This window comes from Pseudomonas poae RE*1-1-14 (genome assembly GCF_000336465.1).
Classification (GTDB): Bacteria; Pseudomonadota; Gammaproteobacteria; order Pseudomonadales; family Pseudomonadaceae; genus Aquipseudomonas; species Aquipseudomonas poae.
In genome coordinates, this window is sequence record NC_020209.1 from 2,720,774 (window position 1) to 2,733,833 (window position 13,060).

Annotated in this window: 11 protein-coding genes, 2 tRNA genes and 1 pseudogene; 10 read left to right on the plus strand and 4 right to left on the minus strand. The window is 61.9% G+C overall.

Annotation, left to right across the window (positions count from 1 at the left end):
* Positions 1 to 44: 44 nt before the first annotated feature.
* Positions 45 to 120 (minus strand) — tRNA-His (locus H045_RS11660).
* A 32-nt stretch (positions 121 to 152) separates the two neighbouring features.
* Positions 153 to 229 (minus strand) — tRNA-Arg (locus H045_RS11665).
* A 276-nt stretch (positions 230 to 505) separates the two neighbouring features.
* On the opposite strand from H045_RS11665, the gene folD reads away from it, so the two are divergent.
* Complete coding sequence (gene folD / locus H045_RS11670) at positions 506 to 1,360, plus strand: bifunctional methylenetetrahydrofolate dehydrogenase/methenyltetrahydrofolate cyclohydrolase FolD (RefSeq protein WP_015372462.1); 855 nt, start codon at positions 506 to 508, stop codon at positions 1,358 to 1,360.
* Between the two features lie 208 nt (positions 1,361 to 1,568).
* Entirely contained in the window at positions 1,569 to 2,492 is a 924-nt protein-coding gene (gene pbpG, locus H045_RS11675; RefSeq protein WP_003238270.1) for a D-alanyl-D-alanine endopeptidase, read from the plus strand.
* Positions 2,493 to 2,708: 216 nt separating this feature from the next.
* On the opposite strand, the gene H045_RS11680 is transcribed toward pbpG, so the two are convergent.
* Positions 2,709 to 3,359 (minus strand): peptidase C39 family protein, encoded by a 651-nt coding sequence (locus H045_RS11680; RefSeq protein ID WP_003238268.1) that lies wholly within the window; start codon positions 3,357 to 3,359, stop codon positions 2,709 to 2,711.
* Positions 3,360 to 3,546: 187 nt separating this feature from the next.
* Between H045_RS11680 and H045_RS25270 the strand changes: the two genes are divergently transcribed.
* Positions 3,547 to 3,714: a hypothetical protein gene (locus H045_RS25270; RefSeq protein ID WP_163001008.1), complete on the plus strand. Its 168-nt coding sequence runs from the start codon at positions 3,547 to 3,549 to the stop codon at positions 3,712 to 3,714.
* Here the strand turns inward: H045_RS25270 and H045_RS11685 are convergent.
* Positions 3,695 to 4,099: a PA0061/PA0062 family lipoprotein gene (locus tag H045_RS11685; protein ID WP_003238265.1), complete on the minus strand. Its 405-nt coding sequence runs from the start codon at positions 4,097 to 4,099 to the stop codon at positions 3,695 to 3,697. The genes H045_RS25270 and H045_RS11685 overlap by 20 nt on opposite strands.
* 192 nt (positions 4,100 to 4,291) lie before the next feature.
* Between H045_RS11685 and H045_RS11690 the strand changes: the two genes are divergently transcribed.
* From H045_RS11690 to H045_RS11715, 7 genes and pseudogenes are all read left to right on the plus strand, one after another.
* Positions 4,292 to 7,513, plus strand: a complete 3,222-nt coding sequence (locus H045_RS11690) for an efflux RND transporter permease subunit (RefSeq protein WP_015372463.1) — start codon at positions 4,292 to 4,294, stop codon at positions 7,511 to 7,513.
* Positions 7,503 to 8,666 (plus strand): efflux RND transporter periplasmic adaptor subunit, encoded by a 1,164-nt coding sequence (locus H045_RS11695; protein WP_015372464.1) that lies wholly within the window; start codon positions 7,503 to 7,505, stop codon positions 8,664 to 8,666. The genes H045_RS11690 and H045_RS11695 overlap by 11 nt, the downstream gene beginning before the upstream one ends.
* Entirely contained in the window at positions 8,656 to 10,059 is a 1,404-nt protein-coding gene (locus H045_RS11700; protein ID WP_015372465.1) for an efflux transporter outer membrane subunit, read from the plus strand. The genes H045_RS11695 and H045_RS11700 overlap by 11 nt, the downstream gene beginning before the upstream one ends.
* 107 nt (positions 10,060 to 10,166) lie before the next feature.
* A pseudogene (locus H045_RS25485) lies at positions 10,167 to 10,235 on the plus strand (REP-associated tyrosine transposase); the annotation flags it as partial.
* 112 nt (positions 10,236 to 10,347) lie between these two features.
* Positions 10,348 to 10,713 (plus strand): copper homeostasis periplasmic binding protein CopC, encoded by a 366-nt coding sequence (gene copC, locus H045_RS11705; protein WP_003238255.1) that lies wholly within the window; start codon positions 10,348 to 10,350, stop codon positions 10,711 to 10,713.
* A 3-nt stretch (positions 10,714 to 10,716) separates the two neighbouring features.
* Positions 10,717 to 11,571, plus strand: a complete 855-nt coding sequence (copD, locus tag H045_RS11710) for a copper homeostasis membrane protein CopD (RefSeq protein ID WP_015372466.1) — start codon at positions 10,717 to 10,719, stop codon at positions 11,569 to 11,571.
* A 182-nt stretch (positions 11,572 to 11,753) separates the two neighbouring features.
* Positions 11,754 to 13,016, plus strand: coding sequence for an OprD family porin (locus tag H045_RS11715; protein ID WP_003238251.1), 1,263 nt, complete (start codon positions 11,754 to 11,756; stop codon positions 13,014 to 13,016).
* The last annotated feature ends 44 nt before the right edge of the window (positions 13,017 to 13,060 follow it).

Consider the following 13,060-nt stretch of genomic DNA (forward strand, 5'->3'; position numbering starts at 1 on the left):
TAAAGCAAAGGCGCCAGATGGTTAATCTGGCGCCTTTCAAAATATGGGGTGGACGAAGGGGATCGAACCCTCGACAACGGGAGTCACAATCCCGTGCTCTACCAACTGAGCTACGCCCACCATATAGCGCTACTTGTGCCAAAGCTGCCTAATGGCGCACCCGGCAGGACTCGAACCTGCGACCATCCGCTTAGAAGGCGGATGCTCTATCCAGCTGAGCTACGGGCGCCTTATTAATCTGTACTCTTGGAGGATTACAAACTAAGTGCTTTCCAGCCTTGCAGAACAACGATTCTGCTCGACCTTCTTAACCAGTGCTAGGCTGTGCCCGACAAGTGCGACGAATAGTATAGAGGGCCCGGAAACCCGTCAAATCTTTTTTGAAAAAAACTGATTTTATTTAAGGGCTTAGGGCAATTTGCGGACCAAGCGCCTTTGCCCTCACGCCTCGGCGTGCGAGAATGCGCGCACTTTTCTTCCCCCTCTCGATGGTTAATCACGCGTAATGACTGCACAACTTATCGACGGCAAATCAATCGCCGCCAGCCTGCGCCAGCAGATCGCCAAACGCGTTACCGAGCGTCGCGAGCAAGGCCTGCGCACGCCGGGCCTCGCGGTGATCCTGGTGGGCAGCGATCCTGCCTCTCAGGTTTATGTCTCGCACAAGCGTAAAGACTGTGAAGAGGTCGGCTTTATTTCCAAGGCCTACGACTTGCCCAGCGACACCACTCAACAGGCCCTTACCGACCTGATTGACGGCCTCAACGAAGACCCGGGCATCGACGGCATCCTGCTGCAACTGCCACTGCCCGAGCACCTGGACGCGTCCAAACTGCTCGAACGCATCCGCCCGGACAAGGACGTCGACGGCTTCCACCCTTATAACGTTGGCCGTCTGGCCCAGCGTATCCCGCTGCTGCGCCCGTGCACCCCCAAAGGCATCATGACGCTGCTCGAAAGCACCGGCATCGACCTCTACGGTCTCGATGCGGTGGTGGTGGGCGCCTCCAACATCGTCGGTCGCCCGATGGCAATGGAGCTGCTGCTGGCCGGCTGCACCGTCACCGTTACCCACCGTTTCACCAGGGATCTTGCCGGCCATGTCGGTCGTGCCGACCTGGTCGTGGTCGCCGCCGGCAAGCCAGGCCTGGTGAAAGGTGAGTGGATCAAGCCAGGCGCCATCGTCATTGACGTAGGCATCAACCGCCAGGACGACGGCAAGCTGGTCGGCGATGTGGTGTATGACACCGCCCTGCCCCGTGCCGGCTGGATCACGCCGGTGCCGGGTGGCGTAGGTCCAATGACCCGCGCATGCCTGTTGGAAAATACGTTGTACGCCGCAGAGACCCTGCACGGCTAATAACCTCGCGTACTGAAAAAGCCTCGCCTTATCGCGGGGCTTTTTATTGCCCGCAGGAAAACTGTTTTTTGTTATTTTTTAAGCACTTTCGTCTGGTTCTGGAAGAACATTCGACAGTTATCCATCCATACTCCTAGAATGTAACGTCATTTTTCTTACCAGCCGTTTCCCCAACGGTCTTTCATTACTTTTTAGCGAGTTCACCCGCGTGAAAATTCGTCTCTCTCTTGTCAGTCTGTTTTTCGCTTTGACAGGCACATTCGCCCACGCCGCCGAAACCACCCAGGCCCCGCGTGATACGTCCAAACTGCAAATCGCTTCCGGCAGCGCCATGCTGGTGGACCTGCAGACCAATAAAGTCATCTATTCCAGCAACCCCGACGTCGTGGTGCCTATCGCCTCGGTAAGCAAGCTGATGACCGGCCTGATCGTGCTGGAAGCCAAGCAGAACATGGACGAGTACATCGATATCAACATCACCGACACACCGGAGATGAAAGGCGTGTTCTCCCGCGTCAAAATCGGCAGCCAGATGCCGCGCAAGGAAATGCTGCTGATCGCCCTGATGTCCTCGGAAAACCGCGCCGCCGCGAGCCTGGCGCACCACTATCCGGGAGGTTACGCAGCGTTTATCGCGGCGATGAACGCCAAGGCCAAGGCGCTGGGCATGACCAGCACCCATTATGTGGAGCCCACCGGCCTGTCGATCCACAACGTGTCGACCGCCCGCGACCTGAGCAAGCTGCTGGCTGCCGCACGGCATTACCCGCTGCTCAGCCAGTTGAGCACCACCAAGGAAAAGACTGTGTCGTTCCGCAAGCCCAACTACACGCTGGGCTTCTCCAACACCGACCACCTGATCAACCGCGCCAACTGGGACATCAAGCTGACCAAGACCGGCTTCACCAACCAGGCCGGCCACTGCCTGGTGCTGGTGACCAGCATGGGCAACCGTCCGGTGTCGCTGGTGATCCTGGATGCGTTCGGCAAATTCACTCATTTTGCCGATGCCGGCCGTATTCGCAATTGGGTCGAGACCGGCAAGAGCGGCTCGGTGCCCGATGTGGCGCTGCGCTACAAGGCTGACAAGAATCTGAAAAGCCGCCCGAATGCCGCGCATGTACAGCGCTGAATAACGCAGCAAGTTCCAATTCAGGAACAGTTCCAGATGAGGGAGGAAGCTTGCCCGCGAAAGCGGTGGGTCAGTCACTATCAATGTTTGCCGGGGCGACGCCTTCGCAGGCAAGCCAGCTCCCACATTTGATCTTCGTTAGTTTGAGCATCGCGTTCGCTTAACTGAACGGCATGGGCGCTTGCCCCCTCCCACACTCATTTGCATGCCAACATTCTATTTATGTTCGGCCAACACTTTGAGCGCCTGAGCCGCTGCCTGCTCCTGCCCGGCCTGGGCGGTGGCATTGGCGGCGTCGCGCCAACGCTGCGCATCGACATTTGCCGGCAACTGACTCGGGCGCTGGGTCAGGATTGCCCAGCTTCCAGCGCTGCTCCATTTTGATTCGAAATCACTGAAGTCCATCAACAGACGCCGGTTCATGCCCGAGCGCAGCAGCACTGTGCTTTTCTGCTGGTTGAAGCCGACCACCACCACATACCGCGCGTCCGACCACAGCCCGCCACCGAGGCGCGCCATCACCGGGTAACCGGCAGCCACCTGCGCCAGCACGGCCGTCAGCCTTGCGTCCAGCGGGTACACCATCAGCCCGTATTCACGCGCCAGCACCTGCATGTTGCGCGCAAGGTCGGCCTCGGCGCCGGGCAGATGCAACGGCTTATCCAGCAGTCCCGGTGTCATCACAATGCCTTGTTGCGACAGCATGCTGGCCAATGCCGTGGGGCCGCTTTGATAGGCCTCGCTGCGAAAGGTCGGCACGCCGTTGAGTTCCACGCGTTCCGGCAGGCCTGCCAGTTTCGAGGGATGGGAGGAACACGCCGCCAGCCCCACTGCACAGGCCAGCCACAAGACAGGTTTCAGGTTCAAGGGTAACCGCAATTTTCTACTCTCTGATCAACCGCCAATGAGGGCACAAATCATAGCCCAATCACAGCTGCGGTTATGCAAACGAGTTGGATGGCATGACCATTGGTCAACAACAGGCAACCGTCACGTAGCCAGGCTGTCAACCAAGAAGACCGAGTGTGCCCCGTGCGGGCAAGAGGAGGCCGGAATGAGCCTTGTAACAACCATTGCGATGTTGATCTGCGGTTGGCTGGCGGTGGCCGCCGCCATGTTGTGGGGGGTATTGCGCATTGCCCGTCGGCACCATCACCCCCACGCCACACCCGTAAAGCCGCAAAAGGCGCGGTGCGCCACGCCTAGCCAGGCATGCAACTGAAGTCCTGAGTCGCCGCAACCTCTTTGCCGTGCCCATCCATCAGTGTTGCGCGCACGGTTGTGCCCAGACTGGACTCCACCAGCGTGTAGTGCTCGCCCGCCTTGAAATGCCTGTACTCGACCCGACCCTGGCAGTCCTGCTGATTGTCGTCGCCCGCCGGCTCCTCGAACAACGTCACGTCGAGCCGATGATCTCCCGGTGTCACTTCAAAAAAGCGCCCGTCGTCCACCCGCTTGCCATCCACCCGCTCGGCCATCAGATCATTTGGGGTTTCTTCCTTCAAGCCGATCCACGCATCGCCCGGATCAGCCTTGGGGAGCGGGCCGGCGCAGGCCGACAGCAATACAGCGACAACAGGCATCAAGCACAGCGTTTTCAATGACATGACAGAACTCCGGAAAAGACAGTTGCGATGGGCAACAAGCTTGAAGAGCGGTCGTTTGCAGAACAAATGAATACGGATGAAGCAATGTTAAGCCGCTGACTAAATCTTCCTTCATCTGGCTGAAAGGTGCGTGTTAGGCGGGTCGCCCGAGACTGCCGGGGTTTGCAATCCCGCCTTTTTGGAGAGTCACGCATGCTCGGGCTGGTAAAGACCGCACTGCACAAGCCGTACACCTTCATCGTGTTAGCCATCGTCATCTGCATCATCGGGCCGATGGCGGCCCTGCGTACCCCCACCGATGTGTTCCCGGATATCGGCATCCCCGTGGTTGCGGTGGTGTGGCAATACAACGGCCTGTCGCCGGACGCCATGGCCGGTCGGGTGATCTACACCTATGAGCGCGCGTTGAGCACCACCGTCAACGACATCGAACATATCGAATCGCAATCGCTGCCCGGCATGGGCATCGTCAAAATTTTCTTCCAGACCGGCGTGGATATCCGCACCGCCAACGCCCAGGTCACCGCCGTCTCACAGACCGTGCTCAAGCAAATGCCGCCGGGCATCACGCCGCCGCTGATCCTCAACTACAGCGCCTCCACGGTGCCGATCCTGCAAATGGCATTTTCCAGCCCCAGTCTCTCCGAAGCGAAGATTCGCGACCTGGTGCAGAACGCTATCCGCTTGCCCCTGAGCGCCCTGCCCGGCCTGGCCATGCCCACCCCCATGGGCGGCAGGCAACGCCAGATCACCCTTGACCTGGACCCACAGGCCCTTGCCGCCAAAGGCCTGTCGGCACAGGACGTGGGCACGGCCCTGGCGCTGCAGAACCAGATCATCCCGGTGGGCACCGCCAAGCTGGGGCCCAACGAATACACGGTCCTGCTCAACAACAGCCCCAAGGCCATCGACGAACTCAACGACCTGCCGATCAAGACCGTCGACGGCGCGCTGATCACCATCGGTCAGGTGGCCCATGTGCGTGACGGCTCGCCGCCGCAGACCAACATCGTGCGCGTCGACGGCCATCGCGCAGTGCTGATGCCGGCACTGAAAAACGGCAGCATCTCGACCCTGTCGATCATCGACGGCATCCGTAAAATGCTGCCACGCATCAACGAAACCCTGCCGCCGTCGCTGAAGACTTCGCTGCTGGGTGACGCCTCGGTGTTCGTCAAGCAATCAGTGGGCAGCGTGGCCCAGGAAGGCATCATCGCCGCGCTGCTGACCAGCGCGATGATCCTGCTGTTCCTCGGCAGCTGGCGCTCCACCGTGATCATCGCCGCGTCGATTCCCCTGGCCGTGCTCTCGGCCATCGCGCTGCTGGCGGTCAGCGGGCAAACGCTCAACGTCATGACCCTTGGCGGCTTGGCACTGGCGGTAGGGATTCTGGTGGACGACGCCACGGTGACCATCGAAAACATCAACTGGCACCTGGAACAGGGCAAGGCGGTGAAGACCGCGATTCTCGACGGCGCCGCGCAGATCGTCGGTCCGGCCTTCGTTTCGCTGCTGTGCATCTGCATCGTGTTCGTGCCGATGTTTCTGCTGCAAGGCATCGCCGGCTATCTGTTCCGGCCGATGGCGCTGGCGGTGATGTTCGCCATGGCCAGTTCGTTCATCCTCTCGCGCACCCTGGTGCCGACCCTGGCGATGTATCTGCTCAAGCCACACGTACCGGAGCCGGGCCCAGGCCATCATCCGGAAGATGCCTTCATCAATCACCATGAGGGCGAGCATCACCCGCAGCCGCGCCATGCGGTGCTGCAATCGGTGGTGAATGTCCAGCAGGGCTTCGAGCGACGCTTTTCGAACCTGCGCGATACCTACCATGGCCTGCTGACGCTTGCCCTGGGCCAGCGCAAACGCTTTATCGCAGGCTTTCTCGCGTGCGTGCTGGCCTCGTTCCTGCTGCTGCCGAGCCTGGGCGAGGACTTCTTCCCCGCCACCGACGCCGGTGCCCTGGCGCTTAACGTGCGCCTGCCGCTGGGCACGCGCATCGAAGAAAGCGCCGCCGCGTTCGACCGCATTGAAGCGCGCATTCGCCAAGTGATTCCGGCCACTGAGCTGGACACCATCGTCGACAATATCGGCATTCCGCTCAGCGGCATCGACATGGCCTACAGCAGCAGCGGCACCATCGGCCCGCAGGACGGCGATATTCAGGTCAGCCTGAAAAAGGATCACGCACCCAGCGCCGACTACATCAAACAACTGCGCGAAACCCTGCCCCGAAGCTTCCCCGGCAGCCACTTCGCGTTCCTGCCCGCAGACATCAGCAGCCAGATCCTCAACTTCGGCACGCCGGCACCGCTGGACATTAAAATCTCCGGGCGCAGCGATGCCGAAAACCGCACCTATGCAGTGGAACTTGAGCGGCGCCTGCAGCATGTACCGGGCATTGCCGACCTGCGTCTGCAGCAGTCCACCGGCTATCCGTCGCTGCAGGTGAATGTCGACCGGCTGCGCGCCAATGGCCTGGGCATCACGGAAAAGGACGTGACCAACAGCATGGTGGCGTCGCTGGCCGGCAGCTCCCAGGTGGCGCCGACGTTCTGGCTCAACCCGGCCAATGGCGTGTCGTATTCGATTGTGGCGGCAACGCCGCAGTACCGCCTCGACAGCTTGCCGGCGCTCGAAGCGCTGCCGGTGACCGGCACCGACGGCCAGTCGCAGATCCTCGCCGGTGTCGCCAGCATTTCCCGCACTCACAGCCCGGCCGTGGTGACCCACTACAACATCCAGCCAACGCTGGACCTCTACGCCAACGTGCAAGGCCGTGACCTCGGCGGCGTCGCCCGTGACGTACAAACCGTACTGGATGACACCGCGCACCTGCGCCCCAAAGGCGCGACGATCAGCCTGCACGGGCAGATCGACGCGCTGCACGAAGCCTTCACCGGCCTGAGCGTCGGCCTGCTCGGCGCGGTGCTGCTGATCTACCTGCTGATCGTGGTCAACTTCCAGTCCTGGGCCGACCCCTTCGTGATTATCACCGCCTTGCCGGCCGCGCTGGCCGGCATCGTGTGGATGCTGTTCCTCAGCGGCACATCGCTGTCGGTGCCGGCACTCACCGGCGCGATCCTGTGCATGGGCGTGGCGACGGCCAATTCGATCCTGGTGGTGAGCTTCTGCCGTGAGCGCCTGGCCGTGCATGGCGATGCGTTGAAGGCTGCACTCGAGGCCGGCTACACACGCTTTCGCCCGGTGTGCATGACCGCCCTGGCGATGATCATCGGCATGCTGCCCCTGGCCCTGTCCCAGGAGCAAAACGCGCCCCTGGGCCGTGCCGTCATTGGCGGCCTGATCTGCGCCACCGTCGCCACCCTGTTATTCGTTCCCGTGGTTTTCAGCCTGGTCCACGGACGCCACCCTGCTCGCGCCACTGCTGGAGAAACCCCTCATGTCGTCTGATCACACCCCCTCGCGCAAGCGCTTGATGCTTCTGGGCGTCGGCGGCCTGACCCTGGCCGCCCTGTTGGTCGCCCACGGTCTGCACGCGCGCGCACTGCACGCGCGCTCGGTCAGCGCCTGGACCGAAACCGCTGCCATCGCACAGGTCAGGGTGGTGCAACCCCAACGCAACGCCGCCGGCGATACCCTGCGCTTGCCCGCGCACCTGGAGGCCTGGAGCAAGGCACCGATCCATGCGCGGGTCAGCGGCTACCTCAAGGACTGGAAAGTCGATATCGGCAGCCGGGTCAAGGCCGGGCAGGTGCTCGCCGACATCGACAGCCCGGACCTGGACCAGCAATTGGCGCAAACCCATGCGCAACTGGTCCAGCAACAAGCCAATGCGCGCCTGGCGGCCACCACTGCCACGCGTTGGCAACACCTGCTGGCGAGCCATTCGGTGTCGCGTCAGGAAGCCGATGAGAAAACCTCGGATGCGGCCGCCGCCAAGGCCAATGCCCAGGCCGCCGCAGCCGACTATGCGCGACTGTGCGCACTGGAAAGCTACAAGACCCTGCGCGCACCGTTCGCCGGCACCATCACCGCGCGTAATACCGACATCGGCCAGTTGATCAAGGCCGATACCGACAGCAACCTGGCCTTGTTCAACCTCGCCGACACGCACCAATTGCGCCTGTATGTGCCGGTGCCGCAGAACTACGCGGCGGTTATCCATCCGGGCCTGCACGCCGAGCTGACGGTGCCCGAGCATCCTGGCGAACACTTCAAGGCGCGCCTGGTCGGCGACTCCACCGCCATCGACCGCCGTTCCGGTACCCTGCTCGCGCAGTTCGTGGTCGATAACCCAGGCGATGCGTTGCTGCCCGGCGATTACGCCGAAGCCACGCTGCCGGTTCCGGCCGATACCCACGGCGTGAGCATTCCGGCCAGCGCATTGATCTTCCGTGCGGAGGGCACTCAGGTGGCGCTGCTGGATGCGCAGAACCATGTGCACTTGCAGGGCATTCATATCGGCCTCGACCTGGGCGCTCGCCTGGTGATCGATCAAGGGCTCAACCCCGCCGACCGCGTGGTCGACAACCCGCCCGATGCACTGCGCGAGGGCGATCCGGTGCAGCTGGCCGCTACCGCTGGAGGTGCGCATGCGGCGTGAATCGGTGGTGGCGTTGATGCTGCTGGCATTGCAGGGTTGCTCGATGGCGCCGACCTACCAGGTACCGAGGGTCGATCTGCCGGCCGATTACCGCGAGGGGCCCTGGCACAGCGCGCAGCCGTCTGACCGAATGGCGCCGCAGTGGTGGACGTTTTACAACGATGCGCGCCTCAATAGCCTGCAGCAGCAATTGCTCAAGGCCAACCCGGACTTGGCGGCGGCGCTGGCGCATTTCGATGCAGCCCAGGCGTATGCCAGCCAGTTGCACGCAGGACTGTTCCCGCAGATCAACGCCAGCGCGCAGCCGCTGCGCCAACGGCAGTCGGATTCGCGGCCGCTGCGCGGGGGTACGCAGCCGTCGGTGTACAACAGCGATACCGCCGAATTTTCGCTGAGCTACGACCTGGACCTGTGGGGCAAAATCCGCAACCAGGTGGCGGCGGGAGATGCCAAGGCGCACGCGTCGGGGGATGAGCTGGCGGTGGCGAGGTTGAACCTGCAGCACCAGCTGGCAACCTTGTATGTGCAGCTCAATGGATTGGATGTGCAGCGCCGGACTCTTGAGCGTTCGCTGGATGATTTCAGCCAGGCACTGCAACTGACGCGCAACCGCTATGAAGGCCAGATCGCTTCAGAGCTGGACCTGACGCGCGCGCAAAGTCAACTGGCGCAGGCCAGGGCGCAGCTGGATGAAGTGCGCGGGCAGCGCAACCTCACCGAACATGCCATCGGTGAGCTGGTGGGTGTGACGGCCAGTGATTTCTCCCTGCCGCCCAGCCCGCACTTGATCGCCCTGCCGCTGATTCCTGCGCAACTGCCGAGCCACCTGCTGCAACGTCGCCCCGACATAGCGGCAGCGGAGCGTCGTGTGTTTGCGGCCAATGCGAATATTGGTGTAGCCACAGCGGCGTGGTACCCGGATTTCAGCTTGACCGGCCTGATCGGCGGACAGACACAGGGCGTTGGCAACCTGCTGTCTGCCAACAATCGTTACTGGGCGCTGGGACCGCTGGTCAACCTGCCGATCTTCAACGGCGGGCGCTTGAGCGCCAATGAGCGCCAGGCCAAAGCCGAGTTCGAAGAAGCCTCGGCGCAGTATCGCAGCCAGGTGCTGAAAGCCGTGCGCGAGGTGGAAGACAACCTGGCGCAACTGCGCGACTTGCAGCGCCAGGCCGAGGATGAACAAGCGGCAGCGGATGCGGCGCAGCACACCCAGACGCTGGCAATGAACAGCTATCAGGCAGGCGCGGTGAGTTACCTGGAAGTGGTGACCGCACAGACCGCGGCATTGCAAGCGCAGCGAGCGTTGCAGGCAGTACAGACGCGGCAGTTGCAGGCGAGCGTGGGGCTACTCACCGCGCTCGGCGGTGGCTGGGAACCAGGCACGTTTTAATGCTCAACACAGCTCCAAATGTGGAAGGGGCTGCTCCCGATAGCGTTGAGTCAGTTGATACACGTGTGGCTGACCCACCGCCATCGGGAGCAAGCCCCCTCCCGGTCAATCCCCTGCGGGCGGGGCTGGTGGATCGAATCGGCGATTACCCGCTGTGGGACGCCGTTTGGCTGTAGCGCCTTCGCCCACCTTTTTTGCCCTCATTTCAGGCTTAAACACGAACCCCCACTCACAGACTTATCCGAAACTTCGTACACTGCCTGCCCTACTCCTTGATTGGTATGAACAATGTTGATCAAAAAAGCCCTCACCACCGTCGCGCTGCTGGCCTCCCTGCTGGGCGCGGCGTCAGCCTTCGCCCACGCGCACCTGAAAAGCTCGCAGCCTGCGGCGGACAGCAGCGTCGCAGCGCCCAAGGAGCTGCGCCTGACGTTCACCGAAGGCGTCGAAGCCACGTTCACCAAAGTCTCACTGAGCAAGGACGGCACCGAAATCGCGATCAAAGGCCTGGACACACCGGATAAAGACAAGAAGGTGCTGGTCGTGACACCCGCTGCGCCGCTGGCGGCCGGCAACTACAAGGTGGTGTGGAACGCCGTCTCCGTCGACACCCACAAGAGCAACGGTGAATACAGCTTCAAGGTCGGCCAATAATCCATGGCGACGCTGCTGGTGCTGTGCCGTTTCGTGCATTTCATCGTCGTGCTGCTGATGTTCGGTGCCTGCGCGTTCAGGCCCTGGCTGCTGGGCATGCACGCGCAACCGGCGCTGGACCGGCAACTGCTGCGCATCACCCGTGGCCTGGCCTGGCTGGGGCTCGGTTCGGGCGTAGTGTGGTTGTTGTTGATCACCGCGAGCATGGCCGGCACCTGGGACGCCGCCCTGCAACCGGCGACGGTGCAACTGGTGCTGGGCAAGACGTTCTTCGGCCAAGTCTGGATCTGGCATCTATTGCTGAACCTGCTGCTCGTGATCGCGCTGATCAAACCCTGGCCGGTGCTGCGCCTGCCATTGCTTGCGCTGTTACTGGCGACCCTTGCACCGGTGGGCCACGGCGCGATGCTCGACGGACTCAGCGGGCAGTTGCTGATCCTCAATCAGGTGGTGCACCTGGTGTGCGTCGGCGCCTGGCTCGGGGGTTTACTGTTGTTGGTGCTGATACTGCGCTCGCCAACGCCGGCACTGGCATCGATTCTGCGGCGCTTCAGCGGCGTCGGTTATGGTGTGGTGGCCGGCCTGCTTGTGACGGGCCTGATCAACGTGCGCGTACTCACCGGACAACTGTGGCCTACGCCGTTGTTCAGCGGGTTCGCGCTGATTTTGTTGATCAAGGTGCTGCTGGTGCTCGGCATGCTGGGGCTGGCGTTGCTGAACCGTTTGCGCCTTAAGCATTGCGAACAGCGCGTGAGCGCGCTGAAAGCCAGCATCATGCTGGAATGGTTACTCGGTATTTCAGCGGTGGCGGCGGTTTCCCTGCTGGGCACCCTTCCGCCCATGACCATGACTGGCTGATTCAACACGTCTATCAAACCCACCGCAGCCAACAGTGAGACGGCCTCACCTCAAACAATTTGTTTAGTCATCGTATAACTTCCGCTTGACACCCCCCGAAAACCCCGCAAATATCCGCCCTAATGTTGTACGACAACGTATGACAAATAATAAAAACAACAAAAGAAAAAGGGAGCTTCACTGTGAGTCAATTCGCCCGCGCTACCTCCTCGCACCTCGGTCTCATCAGCTTCGCCAGTCTTACGTTCACGCTGCCCCTCGTCGCCCAGGCCGATGGCTTTCTCGACGACGCCAAGGCCTCGCTGAACTTGCGTAACGCCTACTTCAACCGCAACTTCACCAACCCGGCCAACCCCCAGGCCAAGGCTGAGGAGTGGACGCAGAACTTCATTCTTGATGCCAAGTCCGGCTTCACCCAGGGCACCGTGGGTTTCGGCCTGGATGTGCTGGGCCTGTACTCGCAGAAGCTCGACGGCGGCAAAGGCACCGCCGGCACGCAACTGCTGCCGGTGCACAGCGATGGCCGTCCGGCCGACAACTTCGGGCGCCTGGGCGTGGCGCTGAAAACCCGGCTGTCGAAGACCGAACTGAAGGTCGGTGAATGGATGCCGGTGTTGCCGATTCTGCGCTCCGACGACGGCCGCTCCCTGCCGCAAACCTTTCGCGGCGGCCAGGTCACCTCCAATGAGATCGCCGGCCTGACGCTCTACGGCGGCCAGTTTCGCGGCAACAGCCCGCGCAACGACGCGAGCATGGAAGACATGTTCATGAACGGCAAAGCGGCGTTCACCTCCGACCGCTTCAACTTCGGCGGCGGCGAGTACGCCTTCAACGACAAGCGCACCCAGGTCGGCCTGTGGTACGCCGAACTCAGCGATATCTACCAGCAGCAATACCTCAACCTCACCCACAGCCAGCCTGTGGGCGACTGGACCCTGGGCGCCAATCTCGGTTTCTTCAACGGCAAGGAAGACGGCAGCGCACTGGCCGGCGATCTGGACAACAAAACCGTGTCCGCGCTGTTCTCCGCCAAATACCAGGGCCACACCTTCTACGTGGGTCTGCAGAAACTCACCGGCGACAGCGTGTGGATGCGCGTCAACGGCACCAGCGGCGGCACCCTGGCCAACGACAGCTATAACTCCAGCTACGACAACGCCAAGGAAAAATCCTGGCAGGTGCGGCATGACTTCAACTTCGTCGTGCTGGGCGTGCCGGGGCTGACCTTGATGAACCGCTACATCAGCGGCAGCAACGTGCACACCGGGGCGATCACCGATGGCAAGGAATGGGGACGCGAGTCCGAACTGGCCTATACCGTACAAAGCGGTGCGCTGAAGAACCTGAATGTGCGCTGGCGCAACTCGACCATGCGTCGGGATTTCAGCACCAACGAGTTCGATGAAAACCGGCTGTTTGTGAGCTATCCGATTTCCCTGCTGTAACACTCAACCTCCCTTTCACAGGAAATCCCCTGTGGGAGGGAGCA

Bases quoted from the DNA above. Each gene is read 5' to 3' on its own strand.
- folD (WP_015372462.1), top strand. From the start codon at position 506: ATGACTGCACAACTTATCGACGGCAAATCAATCGCCGCCAGCCTGCGC.
- H045_RS25270 (WP_163001008.1), top strand. From the start codon at position 3,547: ATGAGCCTTGTAACAACCATTGCGATGTTGATCTGCGGTTGGCTGGCG.
- H045_RS11685 (WP_003238265.1), bottom strand. From the start codon at position 4,099: ATGTCATTGAAAACGCTGTGCTTGATGCCTGTTGTCGCTGTATTGCTG.
- H045_RS11690 (WP_015372463.1), top strand. From the start codon at position 4,292: ATGCTCGGGCTGGTAAAGACCGCACTGCACAAGCCGTACACCTTCATC.
- H045_RS11695 (WP_015372464.1), top strand. From the start codon at position 7,503: ATGTCGTCTGATCACACCCCCTCGCGCAAGCGCTTGATGCTTCTGGGC.
- H045_RS11700 (WP_015372465.1), top strand. From the start codon at position 8,656: ATGCGGCGTGAATCGGTGGTGGCGTTGATGCTGCTGGCATTGCAGGGT.
- copC (WP_003238255.1), top strand. From the start codon at position 10,348: ATGTTGATCAAAAAAGCCCTCACCACCGTCGCGCTGCTGGCCTCCCTG.
- copD (WP_015372466.1), top strand. From the start codon at position 10,717: ATGGCGACGCTGCTGGTGCTGTGCCGTTTCGTGCATTTCATCGTCGTG.